General features: G+C 40.4%; 40 protein-coding genes, 2 tRNA genes and 1 other RNA gene. 8 read left to right on the top strand and 35 right to left on the bottom strand.

What is annotated here, in order from left to right; translation table 11 throughout:
• Positions 1 to 44: 44 nt before the first annotated feature.
• The 21 genes from ACPLVF_RS07730 to ACPLVF_RS07630 all read right to left on the bottom strand — a co-directional run bounded on the left by ACPLVF_RS07730 (position 45) and on the right by ACPLVF_RS07630 (position 9,447).
• Complete coding sequence (locus tag ACPLVF_RS07730; RefSeq protein WP_424907254.1) at positions 45 to 473, bottom strand: sigma-70 family RNA polymerase sigma factor; 429 nt, start codon at positions 471 to 473, stop codon at positions 45 to 47.
• Positions 470 to 682 carry a hypothetical protein gene (locus tag ACPLVF_RS07725; protein ID WP_424907253.1) on the bottom strand — a complete coding sequence of 71 codons (213 nt, stop codon included), beginning with the start codon at positions 680 to 682 and terminating at the stop codon, positions 470 to 472. Before ACPLVF_RS07725 ends, ACPLVF_RS07730 begins: the two co-directional genes overlap by 4 nt.
• 12 nt (positions 683 to 694) lie before the next feature.
• Positions 695 to 922, bottom strand: a complete 228-nt coding sequence (locus ACPLVF_RS07720; protein WP_424907252.1) for a hypothetical protein — start codon at positions 920 to 922, stop codon at positions 695 to 697.
• 19 nt (positions 923 to 941) lie between these two features.
• Complete coding sequence (locus tag ACPLVF_RS07715; RefSeq protein WP_424907251.1) at positions 942 to 1,454, bottom strand: Holliday junction resolvase RecU; 513 nt, start codon at positions 1,452 to 1,454, stop codon at positions 942 to 944.
• 188 nt (positions 1,455 to 1,642) lie between these two features.
• Complete coding sequence (locus ACPLVF_RS07710; protein ID WP_424907250.1) at positions 1,643 to 2,608, bottom strand: ADP-ribosylglycohydrolase family protein; 966 nt, start codon at positions 2,606 to 2,608, stop codon at positions 1,643 to 1,645.
• 14 nt (positions 2,609 to 2,622) lie between these two features.
• Positions 2,623 to 3,009 carry a hypothetical protein gene (locus ACPLVF_RS07705; RefSeq protein WP_424907249.1) on the bottom strand — a complete coding sequence of 129 codons (387 nt, stop codon included), beginning with the start codon at positions 3,007 to 3,009 and terminating at the stop codon, positions 2,623 to 2,625.
• Positions 2,966 to 3,121 (bottom strand): hypothetical protein, encoded by a 156-nt coding sequence (locus ACPLVF_RS07700; protein ID WP_424907248.1) that lies wholly within the window; start codon positions 3,119 to 3,121, stop codon positions 2,966 to 2,968. The genes ACPLVF_RS07705 and ACPLVF_RS07700 overlap by 44 nt, the downstream gene beginning before the upstream one ends.
• Positions 3,122 to 3,156: 35 nt before the next feature.
• Complete coding sequence (locus ACPLVF_RS07695; protein ID WP_424907247.1) at positions 3,157 to 3,573, bottom strand: single-stranded DNA-binding protein; 417 nt, start codon at positions 3,571 to 3,573, stop codon at positions 3,157 to 3,159.
• Between the two features lie 10 nt (positions 3,574 to 3,583).
• Positions 3,584 to 3,775 (bottom strand): hypothetical protein, encoded by a 192-nt coding sequence (locus ACPLVF_RS07690; protein WP_424907246.1) that lies wholly within the window; start codon positions 3,773 to 3,775, stop codon positions 3,584 to 3,586.
• On the bottom strand, positions 3,738 to 4,001 hold the full coding sequence (locus ACPLVF_RS07685; protein WP_424907245.1) for a hypothetical protein: 264 nt from the start codon (positions 3,999 to 4,001) through the stop codon (positions 3,738 to 3,740). Before ACPLVF_RS07685 ends, ACPLVF_RS07690 begins: the two co-directional genes overlap by 38 nt.
• Before the next feature lie 22 nt (positions 4,002 to 4,023).
• Complete coding sequence (locus ACPLVF_RS07680; RefSeq protein ID WP_424907244.1) at positions 4,024 to 4,953, bottom strand: ATP-binding protein; 930 nt, start codon at positions 4,951 to 4,953, stop codon at positions 4,024 to 4,026.
• The gene (locus ACPLVF_RS07675; protein WP_424907243.1) at positions 4,847 to 5,764 is read right to left on the bottom strand and encodes a hypothetical protein; all 918 of its coding nucleotides are present in this window, start codon (positions 5,762 to 5,764) and stop codon (positions 4,847 to 4,849) included. The genes ACPLVF_RS07680 and ACPLVF_RS07675 overlap by 107 nt, the downstream gene beginning before the upstream one ends.
• A gap of 79 nt (positions 5,765 to 5,843) precedes the next feature.
• Positions 5,844 to 6,086, bottom strand: a complete 243-nt coding sequence (locus tag ACPLVF_RS07670) for a hypothetical protein (RefSeq protein ID WP_424907242.1) — start codon at positions 6,084 to 6,086, stop codon at positions 5,844 to 5,846.
• 23 nt (positions 6,087 to 6,109) lie between these two features.
• A tRNA-Gln gene (locus ACPLVF_RS07665) sits at positions 6,110 to 6,183 on the bottom strand.
• Positions 6,184 to 6,205: 22 nt separating this feature from the next.
• Positions 6,206 to 7,093 carry a recombinase RecT gene (locus tag ACPLVF_RS07660; RefSeq protein ID WP_424907241.1) on the bottom strand — a complete coding sequence of 296 codons (888 nt, stop codon included), beginning with the start codon at positions 7,091 to 7,093 and terminating at the stop codon, positions 6,206 to 6,208.
• 1 nt (position 7,094) lies between these two features.
• On the bottom strand, positions 7,095 to 7,676 hold the full coding sequence (locus ACPLVF_RS07655; protein ID WP_424907240.1) for a host-nuclease inhibitor Gam family protein: 582 nt from the start codon (positions 7,674 to 7,676) through the stop codon (positions 7,095 to 7,097).
• A complete protein-coding gene (locus ACPLVF_RS07650; RefSeq protein WP_424907239.1) occupies positions 7,666 to 7,791 on the bottom strand; it encodes a hypothetical protein in 126 nt (41 codons plus the stop codon). Before ACPLVF_RS07650 ends, ACPLVF_RS07655 begins: the two co-directional genes overlap by 11 nt.
• Entirely contained in the window at positions 7,788 to 8,396 is a 609-nt protein-coding gene (locus ACPLVF_RS07645; RefSeq protein WP_424907238.1) for a DUF6011 domain-containing protein, read from the bottom strand. Before ACPLVF_RS07645 ends, ACPLVF_RS07650 begins: the two co-directional genes overlap by 4 nt.
• Positions 8,321 to 8,800: a helix-turn-helix domain-containing protein gene (locus ACPLVF_RS07640; protein ID WP_424907237.1), complete on the bottom strand. Its 480-nt coding sequence runs from the start codon at positions 8,798 to 8,800 to the stop codon at positions 8,321 to 8,323. The genes ACPLVF_RS07645 and ACPLVF_RS07640 overlap by 76 nt, the downstream gene beginning before the upstream one ends.
• Positions 8,801 to 8,878: 78 nt before the next feature.
• Positions 8,879 to 9,079: a hypothetical protein gene (locus ACPLVF_RS07635; RefSeq protein WP_424907236.1), complete on the bottom strand. Its 201-nt coding sequence runs from the start codon at positions 9,077 to 9,079 to the stop codon at positions 8,879 to 8,881.
• Between the two features lie 2 nt (positions 9,080 to 9,081).
• Positions 9,082 to 9,447: a helix-turn-helix domain-containing protein gene (locus tag ACPLVF_RS07630; protein WP_424907235.1), complete on the bottom strand. Its 366-nt coding sequence runs from the start codon at positions 9,445 to 9,447 to the stop codon at positions 9,082 to 9,084.
• Positions 9,448 to 9,544: 97 nt separating this feature from the next.
• On the opposite strand from ACPLVF_RS07630, the gene ACPLVF_RS07625 reads away from it, so the two are divergent.
• The gene (locus tag ACPLVF_RS07625; protein WP_424907234.1) at positions 9,545 to 9,826 is read left to right on the top strand and encodes a hypothetical protein; all 282 of its coding nucleotides are present in this window, start codon (positions 9,545 to 9,547) and stop codon (positions 9,824 to 9,826) included.
• On the opposite strand, the gene ACPLVF_RS07620 is transcribed toward ACPLVF_RS07625, so the two are convergent.
• A complete protein-coding gene (locus ACPLVF_RS07620) occupies positions 9,816 to 10,025 on the bottom strand; it encodes a hypothetical protein (RefSeq protein ID WP_424907233.1) in 210 nt (69 codons plus the stop codon). The two genes, ACPLVF_RS07625 and ACPLVF_RS07620, sit on opposite strands and share 11 nt — an antisense overlap.
• An 86-nt stretch (positions 10,026 to 10,111) precedes the next feature.
• Here ACPLVF_RS07620 and ACPLVF_RS07615 point away from each other — a divergent pair, with 86 nt between their 5' ends.
• Positions 10,112 to 10,378, top strand: coding sequence for a hypothetical protein (locus tag ACPLVF_RS07615; RefSeq protein WP_424907232.1), 267 nt, complete (start codon positions 10,112 to 10,114; stop codon positions 10,376 to 10,378).
• On the opposite strand, the gene ACPLVF_RS07610 is transcribed toward ACPLVF_RS07615, so the two are convergent.
• Together ACPLVF_RS07610 and ACPLVF_RS07605 are read right to left on the bottom strand one after the other, a co-directional pair.
• On the bottom strand, positions 10,375 to 10,524 hold the full coding sequence (locus ACPLVF_RS07610) for a hypothetical protein (RefSeq protein WP_424907231.1): 150 nt from the start codon (positions 10,522 to 10,524) through the stop codon (positions 10,375 to 10,377). The genes ACPLVF_RS07615 and ACPLVF_RS07610 overlap by 4 nt on opposite strands.
• Positions 10,525 to 10,538: 14 nt before the next feature.
• A complete protein-coding gene (locus ACPLVF_RS07605; protein ID WP_424907230.1) occupies positions 10,539 to 10,778 on the bottom strand; it encodes a helix-turn-helix transcriptional regulator in 240 nt (79 codons plus the stop codon).
• A 161-nt stretch (positions 10,779 to 10,939) separates the two neighbouring features.
• Here ACPLVF_RS07605 and ACPLVF_RS07600 point away from each other — a divergent pair, with 161 nt between their 5' ends.
• The 5 genes from ACPLVF_RS07600 to ACPLVF_RS07580 all read left to right on the top strand — a co-directional run bounded on the left by ACPLVF_RS07600 (position 10,940) and on the right by ACPLVF_RS07580 (position 15,363).
• Positions 10,940 to 11,332, top strand: a complete 393-nt coding sequence (locus ACPLVF_RS07600) for a helix-turn-helix domain-containing protein (protein ID WP_424907229.1) — start codon at positions 10,940 to 10,942, stop codon at positions 11,330 to 11,332.
• Positions 11,333 to 11,364: 32 nt separating this feature from the next.
• Positions 11,365 to 12,162: a DUF3800 domain-containing protein gene (locus tag ACPLVF_RS07595; RefSeq protein WP_424907288.1), complete on the top strand. Its 798-nt coding sequence runs from the start codon at positions 11,365 to 11,367 to the stop codon at positions 12,160 to 12,162.
• A 305-nt stretch (positions 12,163 to 12,467) separates the two neighbouring features.
• Entirely contained in the window at positions 12,468 to 13,037 is a 570-nt protein-coding gene (locus tag ACPLVF_RS07590) for an ImmA/IrrE family metallo-endopeptidase (RefSeq protein WP_424907228.1), read from the top strand.
• Complete coding sequence (locus tag ACPLVF_RS07585; RefSeq protein WP_424907227.1) at positions 12,982 to 14,121, top strand: tyrosine-type recombinase/integrase; 1,140 nt, start codon at positions 12,982 to 12,984, stop codon at positions 14,119 to 14,121. The genes ACPLVF_RS07590 and ACPLVF_RS07585 overlap by 56 nt, the downstream gene beginning before the upstream one ends.
• Before the next feature lie 291 nt (positions 14,122 to 14,412).
• On the top strand, positions 14,413 to 15,363 hold the full coding sequence (locus tag ACPLVF_RS07580; RefSeq protein WP_424907226.1) for a tyrosine-type recombinase/integrase: 951 nt from the start codon (positions 14,413 to 14,415) through the stop codon (positions 15,361 to 15,363).
• Between the two features lie 329 nt (positions 15,364 to 15,692).
• On the opposite strand, the gene ACPLVF_RS07575 is transcribed toward ACPLVF_RS07580, so the two are convergent.
• The 8 genes from ACPLVF_RS07575 to ACPLVF_RS07540 form a co-directional block, all read right to left on the bottom strand.
• Positions 15,693 to 16,217, bottom strand: a complete 525-nt coding sequence (locus tag ACPLVF_RS07575) for a hypothetical protein (RefSeq protein ID WP_424907225.1) — start codon at positions 16,215 to 16,217, stop codon at positions 15,693 to 15,695.
• Between the two features lie 554 nt (positions 16,218 to 16,771).
• Complete coding sequence (locus ACPLVF_RS07570) at positions 16,772 to 17,287, bottom strand: ECF-type sigma factor (RefSeq protein ID WP_424907224.1); 516 nt, start codon at positions 17,285 to 17,287, stop codon at positions 16,772 to 16,774.
• Between the two features lie 2 nt (positions 17,288 to 17,289).
• A complete protein-coding gene (locus tag ACPLVF_RS07565) occupies positions 17,290 to 17,430 on the bottom strand; it encodes a hypothetical protein (RefSeq protein ID WP_424907223.1) in 141 nt (46 codons plus the stop codon).
• Between the two features lie 406 nt (positions 17,431 to 17,836).
• Positions 17,837 to 18,202 (bottom strand): hypothetical protein, encoded by a 366-nt coding sequence (locus tag ACPLVF_RS07560; RefSeq protein ID WP_424907222.1) that lies wholly within the window; start codon positions 18,200 to 18,202, stop codon positions 17,837 to 17,839.
• Positions 18,190 to 20,220 carry a hypothetical protein gene (locus tag ACPLVF_RS07555; protein WP_424907221.1) on the bottom strand — a complete coding sequence of 677 codons (2,031 nt, stop codon included), beginning with the start codon at positions 20,218 to 20,220 and terminating at the stop codon, positions 18,190 to 18,192. The genes ACPLVF_RS07560 and ACPLVF_RS07555 overlap by 13 nt, the downstream gene beginning before the upstream one ends.
• The gene (locus ACPLVF_RS07550) at positions 20,217 to 20,768 is read right to left on the bottom strand and encodes a hypothetical protein (protein WP_424907220.1); all 552 of its coding nucleotides are present in this window, start codon (positions 20,766 to 20,768) and stop codon (positions 20,217 to 20,219) included. Before ACPLVF_RS07550 ends, ACPLVF_RS07555 begins: the two co-directional genes overlap by 4 nt.
• A gap of 2 nt (positions 20,769 to 20,770) precedes the next feature.
• Positions 20,771 to 21,106: a hypothetical protein gene (locus ACPLVF_RS07545; RefSeq protein WP_424907219.1), complete on the bottom strand. Its 336-nt coding sequence runs from the start codon at positions 21,104 to 21,106 to the stop codon at positions 20,771 to 20,773.
• A 46-nt stretch (positions 21,107 to 21,152) separates the two neighbouring features.
• Positions 21,153 to 21,386: a helix-turn-helix domain-containing protein gene (locus ACPLVF_RS07540; RefSeq protein ID WP_424907218.1), complete on the bottom strand. Its 234-nt coding sequence runs from the start codon at positions 21,384 to 21,386 to the stop codon at positions 21,153 to 21,155.
• Between the two features lie 341 nt (positions 21,387 to 21,727).
• On the opposite strand from ACPLVF_RS07540, the gene ACPLVF_RS07535 reads away from it, so the two are divergent.
• A tRNA-Thr gene (locus ACPLVF_RS07535) sits at positions 21,728 to 21,808 on the top strand.
• Positions 21,809 to 22,204: 396 nt separating this feature from the next.
• On the opposite strand, the gene rnpB is transcribed toward ACPLVF_RS07535, so the two are convergent.
• From rnpB to ACPLVF_RS07520, 3 genes are all read right to left on the bottom strand, one after another.
• Positions 22,205 to 22,554, bottom strand: an RNA gene (gene rnpB / locus ACPLVF_RS07530) — RNase P RNA component class A.
• 42 nt (positions 22,555 to 22,596) lie between these two features.
• Positions 22,597 to 23,028 (bottom strand): ribonuclease HI family protein, encoded by a 432-nt coding sequence (locus ACPLVF_RS07525; protein WP_424907217.1) that lies wholly within the window; start codon positions 23,026 to 23,028, stop codon positions 22,597 to 22,599.
• Positions 23,029 to 23,074: 46 nt separating this feature from the next.
• Positions 23,075 to 23,785 (bottom strand): zinc ribbon domain-containing protein, encoded by a 711-nt coding sequence (locus ACPLVF_RS07520; RefSeq protein WP_424907216.1) that lies wholly within the window; start codon positions 23,783 to 23,785, stop codon positions 23,075 to 23,077.
• Between the last annotated feature and the right edge of the window lie 58 nt (positions 23,786 to 23,843).

The raw sequence follows: 23,843 nt of genomic DNA, 5'->3' as shown, positions 1-23,843 counted from the left end.
TTTGGTTTTGGCAGGTAACATTACGCCGCCAAAAACACAGGAAGTCAAGCTCTTTTTCTCATAATTTCTAAAAAATTGATAAATACACTTTCAGGCACATTTCGTAAATATTGCGATATTATTTCTCTTATTTCACCGACTCTCCTGTAAACAGTTTCTTCGCTAATGTGTAGCCTTTTGCCAATCTCCTTATATGTCATGTTCGCCCTGTATTTCATTCTGTAAATTTTTCTTTGCTCCGGATGTAATGCTCTGATTCCTCGATTTGCGACATCCAATATTTGCGATATAGCTGCTCTCTCGATTGCTGCTATTTCTACCGCACTATCAGCATTATTCGGCTGCCCGCTAAAAACCACAAGGGACGCTGAGGTTCTTAGCTCTATCTCTTCCACTTTTTCTTTGAATGCCGGCATATTGTAGAGTATCCAGTCCACTATCTGTGGCGTTATGGTGATATGACGGGGCCTCATTTACCTGCCCACCCTATCTGATGTATATATCTGCCTATCCTCTTATATTTATCATGCCTCATGAGTTGTATAATTTCTCTGCGAGTTATCTTGATTATTTTTGCTTCTTCGTGCTTATCATCCTCATTCTCTTTTAGTAACCCGGCCCTGTGGAGTTTAAAGATAACATATGGATTCGTATAGCACAGATATTCGTATATCGTTATCAAGTCATCCACCCCTTACCCAAAAAATGTATCACCTTTGTTTGCCCTAATCCTTACCTTTTCACCCGGTGCCCCGGTTACCACTAACTTTTTTTCCTCATAATAATTTGTGAATCTAATCCTTGGAATTCTGCTCCCCTGATGTCTAATACATTCTTTCCCCCATTTAACTTCGCATATTTTGTAATATTTACACTTGGATAAGAGGCAGTATTTTTCTCTTTCCATCTCCTTCCTTGTCATGCTCTCCCCTCCTTCTCTTTTATATGGCAAAGACTCTATCTACCACTTCCAGATAATCAAGGACTACCCCCCATTTTTGTTTTACCTCCCATTCCGGCTTCATTTGATTTATTGAAATAGACGCTTCTCCTTTTTTGTATACCCATGCCCTCATTCCTTCTTCCCAATAATCCCAAGGGACAACGAAGAACCTCTCCATGCTATACCCTAATAAAACAAAACTTATGCCTCCGGTCTGCTGCCATTCCTTTAGAAACTCTGCTTGATGCGGTTCTATCCTGTCCCATCTGATCCGTTCTTCGTATGTATGCTTTGCGTCAAATGCTATGGGACGCCCCTTGTATGCCCCTAAAAAATCGACTGCTGCCTTTTCCTCAACTTTTGCGTTTACGATTCTCCCTCTCCCGTCTCTGAGAGGCATCCACGCTGTGGGTATTTTGTGGATAATTGCCCTGCCTTGGGCCCTATATTGCCTGTTTGCCATTATGATTAAATCTTCAAGCAGGCGTCCTCGATTTGCATGCGATTTCATTTCTTTGCTCCCTCGTTTTCAAAGTATTTCATCCAGCACATTACCATCTTTTCGTAACTCATACGGCAATTTTCTTTGCAGTCCATAAAGCCCTTATCGTATCTATAAGGGCAATCTCCTGATGAATATTTCATCATCTCCGGTAATCTTTATTTCCCACGGGCCATTTATTTTCGTCCCCCAACTAGTCATTGTCGTCCCACCTCTGATCTTAATCTGGCCAGCTCTTTTGCAGTAATATCAAGCCTTGCCTTTTGCCTTTCCGTAAACTTCTCAATCCATCTTTGCGGTATTGCTTCATATCCCCAATAGACTCCGGCTAATCCTCCAGCAATTGCCCCGATTGTATCTGCATCGCCACCGAGATTTACAGCTTTTATTATCGTGTCCTCAAAACTTTCTCCTGTTATAAAAGCCCACGCAGCACATATGAAACTGTCTACTGTGTATCCTGTAGGTTTTAACCCCTTCCCGTCTTTACGTATCGGATACATCTGTATTTCTTTTACTTCCTCGAAATAATCCCAATTGGTTAGCTCGAGCACCAGTTTTATTGCGTCCGTTATTGCTATAAACCTATCTTTCCCCCCGTTTAAAATATTCCAAACCGCAATTGAATAAATCGCACTCGTTAATCCTGCCCTCACGTCGTGATGTGTCATTCTTGCTATATCCATAGATTTTTGAAACACATCATTCAATTTGCTGTAAGCGATACCAACCGGGAGAGTTCTCATTAATGCCCCGTTTCCCGCCGTTTTCCCCCCAAGGACTGTATCTGCTATGGCCGCCGCTACATGCCATTCTTTGTGACTAAAATTGTTTCTCTCCCAAATTTGAAATACCGTTCTTGTCGTGTTCCCTATATCTTTTGGATTTGACTTCCACCACCTTATGAAATTTTCCCCTATATGCGGGATTGGGTCCTCTGGATCAATTATAATCCCTTCTGCCACCGCAAGAGCCATTTCCGTATCGTCCGTCCATTCCCCAGGGCAGAGGCCGAGCCAGCCTCCGCCCACTATGTCCTTTAAAACACCGTATTTCTTTTTTATTTCCTCTGCCGACATAAACTCAACCGTAGCCCCTAAAGCGTCTCCTGTTGCTAACCCATATAACCCGCCTTTTATTCTCTCTAATATCTCTAATGTCATTTTTCTTCACCCGCCTAATATTTTTTATTAAGTTCCACCTCGTATCTACCCGCTTTTAACTCGTTTACAATCTTTTTTATTTCTAATGCTCTTTCTTTTTCTTGTTCTTCATTGCTCTTGCACTTTAGTTTAATATAATCCAGATATGTGTCTATCGTTTTAAAGGTGTATGTCATTGTCATTTTCCCATATTTTATTCTTTTCCGGTCTTCCCCTTGCTTTAGCCACTTTTCGATTAATTTTTGCATTGTAACTGCTATGCCAGCCAATATCATAATTTCTTCTTTGTCATATCTCGATAAATAATCTTTTTTATATGCTTTATTTTTGTTTTTTTGATATTCTTTTTCTGCTTGCTTAATCTTTTCTTTCTCTATCAGAAGTTCCCCTATTGTTATCACTTTTCTCTTCTCCTCTCTCTTCATCGAGGACGTATATTTTTGCAGCTATCTTTATTTTTTCTTCCCCTTTTGCTTTCATAAAAGCCTTTATAAGACTATCTCTGTCCACCATAATTCCCCCTCTTTTTTAATTTTCCTCTCATCCCACTAAAACTCCACATCTATGCCCTCTTCCATTTCTGGGAAGTCAAAATCAATATCTTCTTCCGTAAATTCTCCTTCATTTGCCTCACTGATGTTTTCTTTCTTCCTGTCTAAAAATTGCACTTCCTCTGCTATTACCTCCGTTACCCATCTTTTTATGCCGTTCTTGTCTGTGTATTTTCGCTCTTGCAATCTTCCAACCACGCATATCAACCGTCCTTTTTTTAAGTTGTTCGTACACGTTTCCCCCAATTTTCTCCATGCTACTATTGGAATGAAGTCGGTATCCCTTTCCCCTTTTTGATTCAAAAAGGGCCTCGAAACTGCCAGCGTAAAGGTTGCAACCGCTACCCCGCTGCCGGGGGTGTACCTCAGTTCGGGGTCTTTTGTTAGTCGCCCTATCAAAAACACTTTATTCATATCGCATCACCTAAGCACTTTCTTTCGCTTTTTTTATTACTGCATTTAATAATTCTTTTTTGGCTAATAAGTTATATGTAAATGCGCTGATAAACGGCTCTTCTGCAGTATTAAATTGTCTTTCCGCAATTTCAATTTCCCTCTTTAATTTTTCAATTTCAAGCTCATATATTTGTTGTTTCGTAATCTTTCTTAACATCATATCCTCTCCCTTCTCTGTATTTTTTTATTTCTACTTCCCTGCATATCACTTCTGGCATATTCACGGTTACCCGATATTTCCCAGTATTCACTGTTATGTAATTTTGGTGCTTCATTTCAATTACGCCCTCATATTTTTCTTTTCTCATTGAGACATATCCGCAATTGCTCATACTAACTTGGACCTTATCGCCTATGTTTAAATTCACCATATAACACTCTTTCATAAACCAATCACCTACATCCCTCTTACTTTCCTCCTGATAATTTCTCCTTGCGAAAATCTGACCCTACGATCTTTATCCCACGGCACATTTCAATAATTCTGGACACTATCGCGCCACCACAGTTTTCCAGTCTCTGCTCTATCACTTCAAGTTCAAGATTGCTGGTAACTACTATGGGCTTATAATCTTCATATCGCTGATTAATGACTGTATATAACTTCTCCTCTACCCATTCGGTTGGTTTCTCTTTGCCAAGGTCATCGATAATAAGCAGGTCAACATCATATAGCTCTTTCATGATTTGATCTTCTTCGTATTGACTACTATCGCTGTATGCATATCTGATTCGCCCTAGCAACGTTGTAACATTTCCGAAAATAACCGTGGCCTTCAAATTTTGAATAAGGTAGTTCGCGATAGCCGCAGCCAGGTGCGTTTTCCCCACTCCATATCCGCCTGTTATGTATAATCCTTCGCCTTTTTCTTTGTAATTGTCAAAGTTTTTCGCGTAATCCAATGCAATTTCTAAAGCCTTTTTGTTGTAGTCTCGTATCTCGAATGTTTCAAAAGTCCGTTGCCTGAATCTCCTGCCCAACCTACTTTGCGAAAAAAGCCGCTCTATTCTTTCCATCCGGCGCCTGTTTTCTTCCTCGCGCTGCTTTTCTAGCTGCTCCTGTAAAAATCTCTCGCGCTCGGCTATGGTTCCAGGGCAATTGCAACTCTCGAGATGTGTTCCGAATAACTTCCCAAATATTGAATATGCTTTATATTTCAACAGCCGTCCGCAGTGAGGACAAGGTTCTGGGGGATACCTCGGGTCATCCACAAGCCCGCTTTCAACCTCTTCATTCGTAGAATTTTTCATATGCGCCGGCTGTTGCATTTTTTTCATCACTTCGCTTATGCTGAGGATTTCGCCCATCAGAATATACCCCCGTTTCTTTATTATCATAGGTCCCCTCGAGAACCTTGATGAAATTGTTATAATTGATTAACCAGTCAAAGTTGCACCCGTTCCAGCGGCCAGAGCGACCAGAAAGAAAGTCGCTTTCCTCCGCCTTCATGAACACTGTTCTTAGTTCCGTTTCGTCCCGTATTTTCTTAAGCAGTGCTCGTATCTGTTTTTTGCGCTTTTCAGAAATGGTAACAACCTTAGGTAGGCTAACACAGATGGAGTTGTATATCTCGACTACATCAGAAAGCTTTAACTTGTTTTGAAGATTATTGCTAACGTCCTGAGTTTCTTTTGTCGATTGTGTTAGTGTGGGTTCAGACGTTTGCGCGTCGTCGGTTTTCGACGACAATATCTCGCTAGAGATATTATTATTATTTTCGTATATCGATTCTCGATTCTCGTATATCGATTCTCGGGGACATATGCTATCATTTGATTTCATATGATTGCATATGATATCATTTGATTTAATGCCCTCATCAGGTGATGGGTACTTGCTATTCTTTGCTCTAATTTGCTGGTGTTTTTCCCAAGTTCTTATTTGCAAATAAGGTTTATCTTCAACGACGTATATTTCTATAAGCCCAACATCGGCTAATTTTTTAAGCCATGCAGATATCTTTTCCTCAGTTACTTGATCAATTTTTAAAGGAAAACAACGTGCTCTTAATATAGCGGGGCGTGCATCCATACGTCCGTAGTCGTCGCATACTACGAGTAATCTATAAAAGAAAATTTCTTCTTCTGGGCTTAGTTGTGCAATTGTGTCGCTTGTGCATATACTTTCTTTTAAAATTCTGTTTGGCATTTAATAACCCCCTAACATGTCCCCTTACATTGCATTTTCATGGCGAGCGAGCCGGGGTAGCCCGCCCGCCGGAGATGTTCTATCTTGCAGAAACTTTATATTTCCTACACTCGCAATAGAAACAACCTCTCTCATTGAAACTTTTGTCTCTTTTGCACTTATCTACGGTATCTTGCGTAACGAAATCTTGATATTTCTTACACCAATCGCCTGCTTGTATTTCTAATTCTTGATTCAATTCTGCTTCTGCGTTAATGTTTTCTTGATATTCCGCGTCGCCTTCCAAATCTTCGTAATATTCAGGTTCATAATAGGAGTACATGCTTATTTTCCTCCTTTCTAATTTGGCACGGGAGGCAGGATTCGAACCTGCGCTCCGGGAGCCAAAGTCCCGTGCCTTACCGCTTGGCTACTCCCATGCTTATTACTTTTCTTATGCCTTTATTTATCTTTTACTTCTTCTTTTAACTCTTTCAATTCATTTTCATTGCTCTCGATACTCTCGATGTCTTCTATTTCTTCTTCTTCAATTATTTCTTCATTATTTAATTCAATATCTTTATTGTTAAAAATTTCATCTTTTTCATAGGACATATTATCTACATATTCGTATTCAAATTTCCCATTCTTTTGATTGATTACTGCTTGATCTGCCATGATTGCCGTTTGCATATCTACAGAAAGAACTCCATATTTCTTAAGAAGCATTTTAATAACTGTTTTCAAAGCCATTGCATGAAACTCATTTTGCCAGCTTCCATTTTTAGAATTATATGTTTTGCTGTATTTCTGAGCGTGCTTTTTTATTTCATCAATTGTCATATAATAGTACTTTTCAAACCCATTTAATAACTTAAAATAAGCAACATAACCTACAATCTTATTAGTTTTTTGAGCATTTAACTCAAATTCTATCTCGCCAGTAAATCTATTAACTGATTTTATTTCTCCTTCATAAACTTCTGCTGCATTTATTGTTTTATAAACTCCGCTTCGTATTGCAAGCTGTATAAATCCGCGATATCCTATTTGGAACTGTGCTTTATAAATCCCCTGCACTTTATAAGGTATGATATATGCGAATCCAAGATTTTGATCTATCGGTAAATCAAGGGTAGCTGCTACTATTGCCGACGATACGACCGAATTTGGCTCACATTTTCTTAATTCAGGATTAGCATTTATCGCATTTATTATTGATGCCATAAACCCGGGAGCTTTTTGCCCCAAAATTTCTTCAAATCTTTTTTTAACATTAATATTTGATAAAAGACTTTTAACCTGTTTTAGATTGTCCTGTGCTATTACTTGAAGTTTATTCTCCGTCATGTTAATCAACCTCCACGATGAATTTATCGGTTTCCGGTTCTATTGTTATTCCTTCCACCACTTCTCCGGTGTCCGGATCTATTGCCACTAAATTATCTACTTTAAGAACTTTTTTGAGTTCTTGCTTGTTAGGTTCTTCCTTAATCCTTATGAACTCTGGTTTATTCTTTTTGAGCCATTCCAGGAGTTTATTATCATCGTAATTCCATTTGGGTAGGATCTTTTTAATCTGCATTTTCCCATAAGGAGTAGTTATTGTTTTTTCTTTGGGGTTCTGGACAATCCGGCTACGATGGTATTCCTCGAGCAACATTTCGAAAAACTTTATAGAACTCTCTATCTTTTTCAGTTCACTATCCTGCCATGACTTAATCCTTTCTATTTCGGCCTCAGCCAGGGAGTTTATCTCCCTAGCTTTAGCCTTAAATGCTCTAATTTTTCTCAACGCCCAATTTGCTTGTTCTAAGTTCGTTATCTTAAACCTGTCTGGCAGTAATCCCGCTGCTGCTAATTCCTCATCTATCTCCTGATACAGGAAGCTTTCCGCTTCCTGTATCTCGAGCTCTTGAAGTTTATTTAACATTCTTCTTTCTCCTTTCTTTCTGGGCTCCTGCCTTTTCCCAGAGAGCCCATGTTTTCATTGCAATGAGATATAGCCTAAAATCTTTGTTTTTGCCTGTGAATGCTGCTATTCTCATACAACCATCAACCTCCTTTGATTTTTACGCCATTCCATCTTAGCTCTCTTACCCGCTTCCTGCCGTGCACGATGAGCTATTGCGGAATAAGTCGGCCCTGCTGCTACTGCCTCCCGATAAACTGTCTTGAGATCAATACTGCGTGCAAAAATTATTTCTTTCGGTTTCTCGTCCGGTGCAAAAATCCGACCATAGGCTTCGAAAGCTCCGTCTTTATATCGAACACTTACACGCATCGTATATCTTCTAATCAGGTTTCCAGGGTCCGGATAATCCCAGTTAACTCCCAGGTCTATTTCTCCTCCAGCTTTAAGTAATTGCTCTCTCCTTGCCCATTCTTTCTCGTCTGCGTTAAGGTCTCTATCAAATACACCCCCGCCGGATTTTGCATAGCATACTGGCCCCAAACTTCTTGCTATTGAGTGTGGGTTTCTTAGTTTTCTCCCACACCTTGCGCAATTTACCTCACTCATTTTTCTCCCTCCATTGACTACCCTATCCGTCTGTAGTAGAATAGGGTTAGGTAGATTTAGTATGCGGCTTTTAAAGCCGCTTTTTCTTTTTGTTTGGGCTTTATTGCCATCGACAGGGCTTTTATAGCCCATAGTTTTAAGGTTTCAATTTTTTGTTCCAGTTCGATAAGCTCTTGCAAGATTCTCCTAAATTCCTCAACTTCGTCTTCTGTAATTTCGCCGTCCTGTGCTATGTCCACTAGCCTGTGCATTATGCTGTGGACGTCTGCCTCCTCTTTGAGTAAGCTCAGCACTGATGAGGCTAAATCTCTTATCTCGACCGGTGTTGCATAAACCTGCCCAATTGGGCAACTTTCGACACAGTACTTTGCACATAGTAGAGGTTCGTTATACACTTCCGCGGCTTTCAACACGACATCCGGCGGTATTATGCTGTAGCCGTTTTCGTAATTTAGAAGCGTCCTAGCTCCTATGTGTAACCTGAATGCTGCTTCCTGTATGCTCAGCCCCGCCTTCTTCCTTGCCTCTTTGAGCATTGCTCACACCTCCTTTCCATGGTGTAATTTAATTAGAAGTTCCCACCACCCCAGGCATCAGGGCCCGGTGCCGGGGAATTACTCCTCATATAGGCTTGCATATTCTTTACATACTTTTGCAAGTTCGGACTGCAATTCTTGATAACGTTTTTTCGCCTGTTCTGCCGCTTTCATTAGTCTGTCAATTTCAGCGAGTTCTGACATAATCGTTTGCATTTTCATAAGAGTTCTATCAAAGTCTTTTGCCTTTTGATTTGAAATTACTGTTATAATGTTCAAAATTACCGCCTCCCTATATAAGCCAATTTTTCTTTATATTCATTTTTTTCGGTATTACTCAGCCACTTTATGAAAGCATCCCGTGGTATACGATATTGCCCCATTATCTTTTTAGCAGGTATTTGGCCAGAGCTAACAAGTTCATATACTGAAGATTTGCCTATTCTTAATGTTTTAGCTACATCATCAACTGTTAACACATACGGCAATTCTTCACTCGCTCTTTTAATATTTAGTGCGTCAGCCAGTATGCTTTTTAGCGCTTCTGCTACTTCGTCTGTCTTATTAAACTCTGCTATTTGCTTTTTTAATTCTTCAAGCTGTTGTTCGAATGTGTCTATGTCCAGCTTGATTTTTAAGCTTTCCATCCCTCTCACTCCCTTTTTCTTTTCTCTTTTTGCAGGGATTATCTCCCTTCTGTGGAATAATTTAATTATCCTTATCTCAGAAGGGGGATTATTAAAAGTGACAGAACAAGAATTTATAGAGTTGATTAACCTTCTTGATGAAGTAATTTTTAAGCCGTTTTTGGAAGACATTTACAAGAAGGCTCAAGAACACTACAACAAATTGGTACTGGAAGGCTGGGATTCTGACGAAGCAATGTATGATGTTGTTATGAAAACCGCTTATATGACTCTTAAAGATGCCGTATCTATCGCAGTTTTCCTATGTTCGAATATAGAATCAGAAAAACCTAAGTCAAAAGAAGAGTTGCGCAGGCTGTTAAAGGTAATTAAGCGATAGTTTTTGGCTTCAGCAAATTGGGTCGTTCAAGAGGAATATCAAAGTTCTTCTGCAAAGCCTCTGCTAACTTCTCAGCCATTTCATTCGCATCAAGTGTAAGTTTCACTTCGTAATTTTTCGGCTGTTCTGGAGCTTGCCTCTCCAGTTCAGCCACTCTCTTCTCTAATTCCTCTATCCGCTGTTCAAGTGTCCTCTCCATCCCACTCACCTCCTTAGGCGGTATGGTTTGGCTATTCTCACCTCCTTCCTATAGTGGTAAAATTTTCTTGGAAAGGAGGTGAACATATGGTTTATTTAATCACTTACGACCTAAATAAGCCGGGGCAAGATTATAGTAAACTCTATGAAGAAATCAAATCCTTAGGTGCTTGGTGGCATTACCTTGATTCTACTTGGTTGGTTGATACTAATCTAACTTCACAGCAAATCTTCGATCGGATACATCCAAAGATGGATACTTCTGATTTTTTACTGATAATTGCAGTAAAGGCTGATTATCAAGGATGGTTGCCTCAGGATGCATGGGATTGGATACATAAACATCTCGGTTAATTGCATGTTTTAAGAGTTTCCTCTAATTCTTCTCTACTTTTAATCCCATTTTCGCTGTCCCCAAGATACTTCGTTTTCTGGCGGGTCTCAAATTTATCGTTTATTTTTTTGAGTTCCGCCAGAATCTCTTTTAATAGCTCCTCCATCCCTCTCCCTCCCTTCATGCGGTTTTCTGTTCGGGTTCATTAAACGTAGCGTTTAATTCGTTTTCAAAAAAAATTTCTTTTATATCTACACCTAAAATATCTGCTATCTTTTTTGCATCTTCAGCAGAAAGTTTCCTATTTCCTCTCTCAATATTACTATACCATCCGCATGTTTTCCCCATTTTTCGGGCAATATATGTTTGAGTTATTCCTTTGCTCTTTCTTATTTTTTTTAGACGTTCATTAATTCTCATGCTTTATTCACCTCCAATTTAAACGCTACGTTTAAGTTCTAATTTTATTATAGTTAAACATTATGTTAAAGTCAATAGGTTTTTATTCATTTTGTTAAAAATATTTTTCGTATTGTTTAAAAGTGATATAATTTGTTTAAAACGAAGTGAGTTGGTGGGATATGAAAAAAACTCTCGGTCAAAAATTAAGAGAGTTGAGAGAAAATAAAGGATGGACTCAATTATATGCCGCTAAAATATTCGGCATAACAAATGGTGCGCTTTCTAATTATGAACGTGACGAGAGAATTCCTGATGCAAAAATGCTAAAAAAATTTGCTGAAATATATGAAGTGTCTTTAGATTATTTATTAGATACAACCATCCCTGAAGAAGAAGAGAAAACAATCGACGACGAAATAAACGAAATAATGCGTGAGCTGGGGCCGGACGTAACTATAATGTTTTATGACTTAAAGGGGATGTCGGAAGAAGAAAAAGAACAGCTGAAAATTTTTCTTCAGGGATTATTGGCGAGAAGGAAAATGCGGGAGCAGGAGGAGAAAGGAAAGTAAATCGGCTTAGTGTAAAGGGGCGATAAGCTACGATTTACAAAATTTACTGCGACGAAAGCAGACAAACAAAGTCTGAATATATATTGGTAGGAGGAATATGGATAAAAAAAGAAAATGGTTGGGATTTTGTAAATGATTTTGAGAGTTATTGCAAAAACACTTTAGAATTTGAAAAACCAATCGGGCACATGAAATGGACTAAGGTCCCGCCTACAATAAATAACAAATACTATAAAGCATATAAAAAAATAGTAGATTTATATTTTGATTATAATTCAAAAAATATAATGTTCTTTAGAACCCTAATAGTTAATAAAAAAGATTATGATTTTACTCATGACAAATTTTACAAGGGAGATTATGAAGAAGGTTTCTATAATCTTTATTGCCAATTAATTTTAAATTGGCTTCAAAAATCAAATGAATATCATATCCGTATAGCTCACAGATCTATTAAAAAAGCTTTTGACGAAGATTGTGAAGAATTTAGGCTTAGTAGATTGAAAGAAAAGCTCAATAAAAAATTTGAAGATAAAATTAATAAATATTCTTGGCTTTATGGTTATCGAAAAGTATCTCCACCTGTAATATCTATTGAAGCAAGAGAAGCCAGAGATCGAAGACTTATACAAATAGCAGATATTTTAATGGGAGCAGTAGGCTTTTTTTGGAATAAAGAACATTTAAAAACTAATGTTAGAGAAGGCAAACTTGCACTTGCAAAACATATTGCATCAAATTTAGGTAGAAATGATTTAATATTTATTACAAATTGGGACGACAAAAGATTTAATATATTTTATTTCGAGCCCTCAAAAACTATTCATTAAAATAAATTAGGCGTCCCTGGGCTAACTGTGTCATAATTCACAGTTATACCTCCACAGGTGACGCCATCATTCTCAATTTATCTTTTGATAATATTATATTCTATTTTTCTATAAAAATATACTCCTCAATTAATTATATTTTAGTCAATTTTATGCTATTTTATGCTATATTCTGCTGTATTCTTTAATTTACATAGAATATCATATTTTTGTGGATAAAATTGTGGATAAGGTGTGAATAATTAATGTTATTTATTTTTTTACTTTACAAACGAACATTTGTTTTAGTAAGGAGTGATGTAACTTTGCACTTGCTTATGGCTGAAAAAGCAAATGCTATTTTAATGCGTTATAATATTTCCTCTTTCCCAATTCCAATAAGCACGATTGAATATATAATCGAGAATGAGAATATTCAACTTGAATACTCAAAATATATTAAAAAGGCTTTATATCTAGAGGATAATAAAAAAAGATATATTTATGCAGGCTTTGAAAAGAATATGGACAAGCTTAGAGAATATTTAGTTCACGAATATGGGCATACATACCATTGCGGGAATGCTTATTTTACTAATAAGATAGTGATAGCAAAGAATGAGGCCCAGGCGAAAGCGTTTTGCGCATACTTTTTAATGCCAATTGGGATTTTTGAGCATTATTGGGAGCAGTATGATAATGATTATTTTTTATCCGAAAGCTTTGGGGTGGTGATAAGTTTAGTAAGGTTTAGGAAACAGCTTAGTATTTCACTTATTGAATCAGGAGAATATGAAAGGCTACGATATGACTTAATGCTCCAACAAGGGGGATTATGCTATGAGAGGCCATATCAGGAAGAGAGGTTCCACATGGACAATAGTCTTTTACGTTGACGTTAACGGGAAAAAGAAACAGAAGTGGATCGGTGGATTTAAGACAAAAAAAGAAGCTGAAGCTGCCCTGGCTGAGTATATACAAAAAGCAAATGCCGGGGAAATAACTCTTGCCAAAGATATTACTTTTGCCGACTTCCTGGAAAAATGGATTAAGAATTATTGCGAGGCTAATTTAGCGCCCCGAACCCTTCGCAGATACTCAGAAATAATAAGGCTATACCTGATACCTCGCCTGGGCAACATAAAACTTCAAGACCTTCGTCCCTTCCATATACAGCAGCATTACACTTGGCTTCTGGATAAAGAAGAAGGACCGGGCTTGGCTCCAGCTACGGCTCTCTATCAGCACAGAATCATTCACGAAGCCCTGAAACATGCCATACGCTGGCAACTTATTCCGCGGAATCCTGCTGATGCAGTCGAACCACCGAAGGCTAGAAAGACTGAAATAAATATTTTGGCCCCTGCCCAAATTGCAGAACTTCTTAACTTCCTCTATCAAGAAAAACACATACTCTTTATCCCTACGCTTCTTGCTGCAACCACAGGAATGCGGCGTGGTGAAATATGCGGATTGCAATGGAGCGATATAGATTTTGAAAGAAAATGTCTTTATGTGAGGCATCAATTACAGAGGATAGACGGCGAATTAGTTTTAAGAGAAACAAAAACTGCCGGTAGCAGAAGACCAGTAGTTCTGGACGATACAACGATAGAGCTTTTAAAAAAACACAAAATTGCACAAGCTGAGTATCGTCTTATGTTCGGGCCTGAATATGAGATTGCCAATACAAACTACGTCTGCACCTGGCCTGATGGCCGGTTAATTGACCCCGACTATATAACGAAGGCCTTCACAAAGGTATTAGACAAAATCAACCTTCCAAGAGTGCGCTTTCATGACCTTCGCCACACTCATGCCACTCTATTATTGCAGGAAGGAGTCAATCCTAAAATCGTATCAGAGCGGTTAGGTCATACCGATATACGCATTACCCTTAATACTTACTCGCATGTCTTACCTTCCATGCAAAAAGAGGCGGCCAATAAGGTTGCAAAAAAGATATTTGGCAAAGTATAACCTTAAATAACTTATTGCTAATAAATTTGCTAATATTTTGCTAATGTAAATTTAAAAATTAGCAAGAAAAATATAAATTACTAACCTGCGCATATTGCTAATAATCCAGAAAAATCAAGGGTTTCATGGTATTTGTATCAATAAATAAAATCATATATAATTATTTAGACCACACTCGTAATGCGCAGGTCGAGGGTTCGAATCCCTCCATCAGCTCCAGCCTTGAATATCAAGCCTTCCAGCCTCCGAAGGGGACTAAAAAATGCGTAGTTCCTGAAGGAGGTTGTTTTTATGACTAAAAACAACGTCTTAAAACTGCCTCTTACGTCTCAAATTACATGGCAGGACTTGTTAGAGGAGTTTATCCTCGTCAAAGAGGCAGAAGGCAGAAGTGCAAGGACAATCCACGATTACCGCTTCCACGTCGAAAGGTTCTTCAATCGCTTTCCTCATGCTTTAGAGTCTTATACCTCTCTACGTCAAAGTGTATTAAAATACTTCACCGAAAAGGCTTCTCCCAGCACGAGAAATAAGAGGCTTGCCCACCTTAAGGCTTTCTTTTCGTGGTGTGCAAAAGAAGGTTATATCCCCGCCAATCCAGCAGAAGGCATAAAAAGGGCCAAAGAAGATATTGACAATATCCGTCATGTCTCCCTCGAGGAAGTGAAAAAACTTCTCCAACAGCCGGACAAAAAGACCTATACGGGCCTTAGGGATTACTGCCTTATGCTCGTGCAGATTGACACAGGCGTAAGGCCCGGAGAGTTATTGCAGGTAAAAGTTTCAGACCTCTCCCTTGAGTCAAGGGAGATACGTATAAGGCCCGAAGTGGCAAAGGCAAGAGTAGGAAGGACGCTTGTAATTAATCCTTTCACCGCCCAGCAGATTGCAAGGTTCTTGAGAATACGTCCAGAGTGTTGGGGTGATGATGTGCCTTTGTTTGCTTCCGAGAATGGCATTACTTTGAATGAAAACGATTGGGCCAAAAGAGTAAGGAATTACTGCAAGAAGGCAGGAATCAAAGTCACTCCCTACGGCCTACGCCATACCTTCGCCATTGAGTTTCTCAAGGCAGGTGGAGACCCGTTCAGCCTCCAGAGGATATTGGGCCATACAGATTTGACTATGACAAGGCGTTACGTCAGGCTTTCGCAGGATGATATAAAGGAAGTCCACGAGAAGGCTTCTCCCGTGCAGAAGTTACAGCAGATGGGTAAGCGTGCACCGAGAAAGCTGGTATAAGTCAAGTGCTGGGGGTGGTATGATTCCTCCCAGCCTTTTATTTTTTATGGTTCGTTCAGGTTCGCTTGAAAATTGACTTATTTTGACTTGCAACCGCCTTCATATTTGCCTTTTAAGGCGGTTTTTTCTTGCCCCGGATAGTTCTATATCCCCCTGCATAGAAAAGGGCTTTTACGGGCTTTTCTGATGTCCGAAAATGTCCGTTTTCAAGGGGTTTTTCTATGTCGGATATTCTACCATCCATCAGCTTTTACGGGCTTTTCGTGGGCTTTTCATAAGACAGGGCCATCAATTTTGCGTTATTTTGCGTTATCCAAGCAATTGTTCCGCTATGTTCCGGTTCTGGTCTGCAATCTCTCCAATCTCGTTGCCAGTTCTTCGAGTTCATCAAGGACGCTTTTCTTCTCCCAATCGGTAGGAGCAGGGAAAGCCTTGAATATTTCTTCCCGCTTCTTCGCTTCCGCTAATTCCTCCAGTATCTCTTCCGCTTCTGTCTCTCCCACTAAGTAAGTCCCAAGGGAGCTTCCTCCTTTCGTCATATCCATTCCCGCCATCCGTAGGATTTCAATTGCCGTCCTTGCGTCTCCTTCTTCGATGGCCTTCTCAACCGTATTCAGGGCCTTTAGCAGGAGGCTTCTAAACCTGTCTACTGCAACGCCCCATATCTCTTTTCTCCTTCTGTTCAGTTCAGCTTGAAAGTAAGGGTCATACAACCGCCATTTTGTAACCGTTACCCGATTCACTCCCACAGCTTCAGCCACTTCTTTATCGGTTTTTCCCATGACTAAAAGTTCAACAGCATTGAGTTGTTCGATGGTAAGGCCGTGTTCCCTTTTGTATGTTTTTGTTGCCATATTCCATCCCTCCCTTATTGATTGTGACCTCTTATGGTCACGCTATTAAGTGATTTTTGCCCCCTTTTCTCCCTCGTTTTTCTCTCTTTCCTGCTCCTTTGTGAACACAATGTTCACAACATGGCCTTGTAAACTTCGAGGTCATCCCGTCATAGTAACTTTCAACAGGCCCAAAGTTGGACTGGTTTCTAATCCGTCATAGCGAGGCTAAAAACAAGGAGGTTCTTTTAAGGGACACCCTCCCAACACCGTTTCAATCCGTCATAGCAAGGCTAAAAACTTCAGTCTTTGACCGCTTTGAGCCAGTGAGCCATTTTGAGCCACTTGAGCCATTGTTAAGGTGTTAACCTAAACCCTGCAAGTGTTAAGATTGTTAAGGTTCATATTGTTATCTTGTTCGTGTCCCTGTTGCACCGTTACGCTTCCGGAAAACTTTGTTACGCTTTAACATTAAAATGGCCTCGCAAATTGCAACCTCTTTGCGTTCCGGTTGTTAAACTTTGTTAAACTTTCCAGGGATTTTGTTGTTTTTTATGAGCAGAATTCAATTCCGGTCACAACCCCAACCTATGGGCCAATAGGACAAGGATTTCCTTCTCATTGCGGTAGAAATTGCGTTCACAGATGTTTAGTTCTTGTGCCACCCTCCAAGGAGGCAGGCCCTTAAAGAAGTGCAGTTCTACGAGTTTTCGCCTTTCTTCGTCAAGGTATGCCAATAAATCTTCTACCGCCTCAACGTAAAATTTAACCTGCCTCCAGCGTTCTTCAAGCCTGAGTAACCGGAAAGCCTGATTGGCCGTCCTGTCGCCTATCGCCTTTATCCTCACTTCCGCAGGCCAAGCGGAGGGGATAGCACCGGCCACCGCTTTACATTCTTCCTCAAGGGTGGCAAGCTCCTTCTTCATAAACGGATATTGCCTTAATACGTCCTTACAAAATCGCCTTACGTGGGTAGGAATCAATCGCCTCACCTCGAGAAAAGGAATTTCAGCAGTAGCATTGCTCCCATGGCCGATAATGCCCAGCTCAAGGGGTAAAGTATGGACTCCACAAGAAAAGCCTCCTTTCACCGTTAGTCTTCAATCCTTATTAGTCCTTCTTCTACCGCAAGCAGGGCCATAAGTGTGAGAAATTCATCCTTCCAACGCCAGCAGGTAGTAAGGTAAATGTGCAGTTCCCCCTTCTTAAAAACAGGTCGTAAAGTGCGTAGCATTTTCAACCCCCCTCGTGTAAAAGTCCCTTCCGGGGTTTTTGAAGGCCCTGCCCGCCAGTCTCCAGAGTGCCTTTGATTTACTGCACCGGGGGGAGGGGTAAAATTACCGAAAGCAGGAAACTTCCGTTTAAGAGGCTTCCTCAAATTTGAGGAAGGTTCTGCTTTTAACGCAATCCCCTTTTTTGTGATTCTTGCTTTAGCGTTATAGCGACTCCAAAATTGGATTGGTTTGACCTACCACAGCAAGATTAAAACCACTTTGCAGGCTTCTTCATATTCGGGAAGGGGTAGTCAACCGCTCCTTTCCCCCTTTTGCGAGATAAAGGGAATTTTGTAAACGCAAGCCTGCCCGCCGCCGGTTCCCAGAGCAAGCCCGAAATTTGGACTCCCCCCATAGGGTCGTCGGTTAAACCGACGAGGCTTTCAATTGCCTTTTCTTTTGTGGCCATTGCATACTAACCCTTTCACTGCACCATCCCCATCGCCAAGTTAGAGGGAATAGGTCGCAGTCCAGCGTAAATTGTAAGCAGTAGCCAGCTTCTAAACATTCCTTCCTTGCGTGGTATAACTTTACTACCGTGCCCATGCAGTCGGTAGTAGGGTTCATAAGCCATTCGATGATTTGGGCCTTATTGCGTGCTATGAGTTCCTTCAGCGATGGAGTAAGGACGCCAGCCGGGGCCTCAAGCCTGAGCTTGTCCCCAGCGACGGTTATTTTTACGCCCTTTCTCTCCAGTTCTTCAACGATGGCCTCAGGCGTCATATTTCCCATACCTCCAAGCCACCATCATTTTGGACGTTGCTTTCTTTTTTTAGTCTTGCGAGTAAGTCTTTTACTGCTTCCTTGTGTGGCATGATGTTTTCCTTAATCCAATTAAGTAATTCCTTCTTTGACTTAAACGTACTGCCGATATTGGGCCTAAATTGCCATCCTTCTTCCGTTTTCTTCAGCGTTGTTCCGGCTATGCGTAGGGCCTTGAGGGGTTCGTATACTTCAGGGTGATTCTCTTTTGCAAGTTCGAGAAGGTTATCCCAAAGCTGGTCTTGCATGTCATTAGATTGAATGGGAATTTTATCGTCCGCATTGTCCGCTTTGTTGTCCGCATCCCTCAACCCCTTGTCTTTCAAGGCTTCTGTTGCGGACAACGAATTTTTATTTGTTGTCCGCACTTCGTCCGCATTGTCCGCACGTTGTCCGCATATCGTCCGCACCTCAAGCCCAGTATTTTCAAGGCTTTGGAGGTCATTGCGGACGTTGCGGACATTGCGGACAACGTTTTCTCTCTTTAATCTAATTAATCGGCGTCGGTCATGTCCCTCTCGTAAAAATTCCACTTCAATGCCACTCGCACGCAAGAAAGTTGCAACCCTACGCAACCTATTCCCTAAATTCCTCGGATTCTTCGGCCATGCGACGCTTCTTTTCGTGGTGTCGTCAATGAATACCTCCAACGCCTCCAGCAGTTCGCTTGCCGTCCCCTCCCAGACCTCCCTTTCTTCGAGAAGGTTCTTAATTGCAACAGCCACAATGTCGCTTTCAAGGGCCACTTCTATTGCTTCTTCACGGTTACCCAAGTATGCTTCCATAAATCCCCCCGAGGGCCACGGTAATACTTCCTCACATGAGCTTATCCATTTTGCAAAATCCGCCATGCGAGGAAGTCTGTCGAGTTTCACGCTATCAATGTTTCTCAGCCCTGCACTAACAGCGTCAAGGAGTGCTCCAAAGATTCGTGGTCTTGCCTTTTCGAATTCGGCCCAAAATTGGGCCTCGTCCTTTCGATTTTCCTCCGGTATAGGGGGCAAGTGAATAATTATGGCCCTGTCCAAAAGGTCGTGTCTCGAGGCTATCTCGTCAATGCCGTTGGCGATTATAGGACGGCAGGCCGAGAATATTGTTTCTTCGTCGTTTTCGTAAAGCGTCCTTGTCGAGAATCCTCCACCGGTAGCAAGCCGACAAAGTGCGTCACTCAACCAGAGAGGTATCCCGCTTAAATTATCAAAGCTAACGGCCCATGTATTCGTGGCAGTTATCATAAGGTCTCTCTCGTCTCGTGGTGCAGTCCGCAAGGGTGCGGTGTTAGGGTCAATTAAGGCCCGCAATACCTTTGACGTTGTAGACTTCGCACTTCCTTGTTCGCCCTGCAATAACAATACCGGATAAGGCCCTTTTGGACGCAAGGACGCCAAAAGCCACGCCACCATCAACCGCCAAGAATCCTCGTCGGGGATATTGAGAAATTGTTTCAGTTCTTCTATCCTCCCCCCAGCTTCGGGGTGAGGAAGTGGCAACATGCCTTTGCTACGCCTAAATTTTACCGGGCAGTCGCTTATTACCCGCCAGCCCATTGGTGATATTTCCACCGCTTCCCAAGCGTCATTTGCAAGGTCAATGTATATTTTGCCGTCGTGTTCCGCAACCCTCGTGAAAACCGGATATTCCGGCCCGTCAAATTGAGCTTTCGCCTCTAACACTCCTATTGCGTCTTGGAGTGCTTGACTTCCGGGGGGCTTGCCGTGCTTTTCAAAGAATATCCTCCGTAGCCAGTTCCTGAAAGGCCCGCTTCCTCTTGAGGACACGGGCCAAGTCTCTTTATGGCCGTTAACCGGCACGGTAGCATAAGCGTTGCCGTCGGGGGTATGGAAAAGTTCGACGCCAGCGGACAACACAAGATTGACAAGGCTTTGGGCCTGAGATTCTCTTTCTTTCTTGAGTATCCCCTTTGCCTCCGCAATTGTTTCAAGTTCTTCGGCAGTCAGCATTTCAAGGAGTTCTTCGCCGAGTGTCATACTATGGCCTCCTTCCTTAGCCAAAGAAGAATATCACTCGAAATTCCGTTGGTTGTAAGTTCGTGCCATAGGTAGTCAAGATATGTTAGGCGATGTGCCAGCCATGCCAGAACCTCAGAGTTGGGGGCGTTATTCATAATTTCTTCCCACCCCCCATATTTCCATAAAAGGTGTTCAGCTAAGCGGATTTCTTCGATAATTGCGTTTTCAGCAATGCGTTTTAGTGCTTTTTCAAGGTTTTTTTCTGCATTTTCTCGTAATTTTTGCCGGGAAGATTGCTTCTTAAAACCGGGGAATAAGTCAGAGTAGTCCAATCCTATTGCCTCGAGGATGGCCCGGGTATTGCACCCAGCGAAACAATGGAGGAGAATACGTCCATCCTCCGCTTGTTTAATGGCAAGCGACGGCCTTTTATCGGGGTGGGCAGGGCATTTTGCTATCCACCTGCCCGGGCCGGTGTTTCTCACCACTTCGAGGCGAATAAGGATTCTATTGATTGCCTTTTCATTTTGTGTTAAACTTGAAAGTGTTACAGCATTGTTAGGCATTTTTACACCACCTCGAATAAGCTCAATTGCCGGTTATTGAGTGGTTGCCAATATTCTTCCCGAAGGAATATTTGCTTGCCATGACCGAAATCAAAGCTAAAACCACGGGCCTTTAGTACCTCGAGGGGAGCAACCAATACCTCGCCGGTGTCCTTTACCTCAAGGCGTATATGCTTTACTTTCAATCGTTCAAGACGGGGAATGGCCTCTTGCTGAATCCCCCAAGCCTTAAATTTGCGATGAAAGTGCCTTGAACGTTGGACGTGTTTAATAAGGGTATCTCCTTTAACTTCACCAATGCGTTTGAGACCTTGTGGAGTAACAATTTTGAAAACCATTCTATTACCCCCAATGCATAGCCCGAAAAGGGCCTTTTTTATTTCCTTACGAGCTTCGGCATTGGTTGTCTATAAGTATAGGCCAACCGGTTTTAGGGTCGCAGATTTCGGAAATCTGCACCCCAAAGAAATCGGCAAGTTTTTGTCGCAGATGTGGAGGTATATAGCTTTGGCCTCGCTCCATGCGACAGTACCATGTTGTATTTACCCCAACTTTTTGAGATAGTTCCTTAATGGTTAAGTCCCGTTTTACTCGCAATATACGCAAGGCGGTTACCATTACCATTCCTCCTTTGACAATTATTCAGTATGCTGTTACAATTATAATAGCAAGCTATATATTTCCTACTTCCTATATAGAGCTTTTAAGTTTTTGCACTGCAAAAGCATAGTTAGGTGAAGTTAGGAGAAGTATAGCAAAGGCAAAGTGAAGTATAGTAAAGGCAAAAAACATTAAGGCCCATAGTTTTGCACTATGGGCCTCATCCTTTTTAAAAAAAACTCATCCACTTGAGCAGGAATTTGATAAGAAGTGTCGAATATAAAACAACAAAAGGGGCCAATGCGTAGTTCCTGAAAAGGCAAGGCTTTTCGGTGGCGGAAGGCTTTGAAACTCAAGGCGTTGGTGGGATGAATGAAAGATGTGAAAATTAGGCACTCGTAATGCGCAGGTCGAGGGTTCGAATCCCTCCATCAGCTCCAGAAAACATAAGGCTTCTGGGAAAAATCTCAGAAGCCTCTTTGATTAATATCCAATAAGTTTGCAGGCAAAAAAACATTTTATTTTTTCCTATCATTAAGGATTTAAATTTTATATTTTTTCCTTAAATTGTTTTTATATTTTTCGAAATATTAATAAACTTTCTCTGGCTTTTTTCTTTCCTCTTCCAGCATTGAAGATAGTATTTTAGCTTTTAAATTGTCAATAAATAAATATTTTTGATACAATTGTTTTAAATTATTTTGAATTTATATAAATCCTTCTTTATCGACAACTTGTAATTTACTTTTCAATCCTTAAAACCTTGTCAAATTTAATAAGGGCAGGCATTCGATAAGAATACCTACCCACATTATTGATAAATAATCAATTTTTGTTACATGAGCAGGTCTATAAGCCGAGTTCTGTCGAGGATGGTCATCTATCTTGGATGCCAGTTGCCTGACATCTCCAGCGACCTTACCCGGGAGCGTGGCGGGCCACCACATTGCTCCCCTATTTGGTCTTGCTCCAGGTGGGGTTTACATAGCCACACTGTCGCCAGTGTGCTGGTGAGCTCTTACCTCACCTTTCCACCCTTACCTAACACATATAAGGTGTTAGGCGGTATATTTCTGTTGCACTTTCCTTGAGGTCGCCCTCACTGGGTATTACCCAGCACCCTGCCCTGTGGAGCTCGGACTTTCCTCGGATGCCAAACGACACCCGCGACCATCCGACCTACTCACAGTATTTTTTATTATATCATCAATTTTTATTTTATGTCAACTTAATAATCCACTTCTATTTCATCCTCGCTTAACGCAAGGTCAATGCCTTCGTTTGCAAGCTGATCTGCTCTTTTATTATGTTCTCTTTTTATGTGGGTAATAGTAAATTTTTTAAATTCTTTTATCAATTCAAATACTTCTTTGTAAAGGGGCTTTAACCCTTCGTTTTTTATTTGGTACTCTCCTAAAATCTGTTTTACCATTAGTTCGCTGTCTGTAAATACATTGACTTCCTCGCATTTTAACTCTGCAGCTTCTTTTAAACCGGTGATCAAAGCTTTATATTCTGCAATATTATTAGTTGTCTGTCCTATATAATCGCTGATTTCCTTTACAATATTACCTTCTTCATCAATAATTACAATTCCAATTCCGGCATCACCAGGATTTCCTCGGGATGCCCCATCAGTGTACAATGTTAACTTCTTCATAATACCTCCCAATCTTCCTATTAATTGAAATAAAATCCTTTCATGATTATTCCGCAAAAATTAATCTTCCACAGTTTTCGCAATATACAGGCAGCGTGTATTGACTCACCTCCTGAATCTTTGCTAAGGATAGTATAGTATTGCAACCACTACATTTTGAATCAACAACCTTTGCAATAGGATCTGCTTTTGTAGCTTTTAGCTTTTTGTAAATAGTTAAATATTCCGGCTTTATTCTTTCAATGATAGAAGCTCTATCACCTTTTAATTTTTCCAGTTCTTTTTTTATTTTATCAATATCTTCTCTATTTTTCAATCTAATTTCTTTATACTCTTTTTGTATTTTTCTGATTTTATTTGAAATTTTCTTTAATTTTCTTTCAAGTTCTTCTATATCTTCCATATATTTTAATAAAATCTCTTCTTTATCTTTTTTTACTTCTTGAAGGCTTTTGGATTTTTTTGATAAAGTTTCCATCTCCTTATAATTTTTTATTTTACCGCTATATAGCACCATCTCATTTTCTTTTAAATTCTTTTCAATTTCTTTTATTTCTTTGTCAATTTGATTTAGTTTTTCCTTTTTATTATCTAAATCCTTTTTTAAAAGCTCAAATTCTTGTACTTGCTTTTCAAGGATTTGGTGCAAATTTTTCAATTCTTTTTTTTGATTTAAAGTATGAAAAATCTGTGTTAGTTTATTTTCCTCTAATTCAATTTTTTGCAATTCCCATAATAATTTAATTTCTTTATTCACAGAAAATCCTCCTCGTATAATATGTTTTAGAAATTATCACAGAACCTTTTTTAGGTTC

The sequence above is a fragment of the Thermovenabulum sp. genome, from assembly GCF_049701175.1.
Lineage (GTDB): Bacteria > Bacillota > Thermosediminibacteria > Thermosediminibacterales > Thermosediminibacteraceae > Thermovenabulum.
Note: the sequence above shows the minus strand (reverse complement) of the source record. Positions and strands in the feature narration are given on the sequence as shown.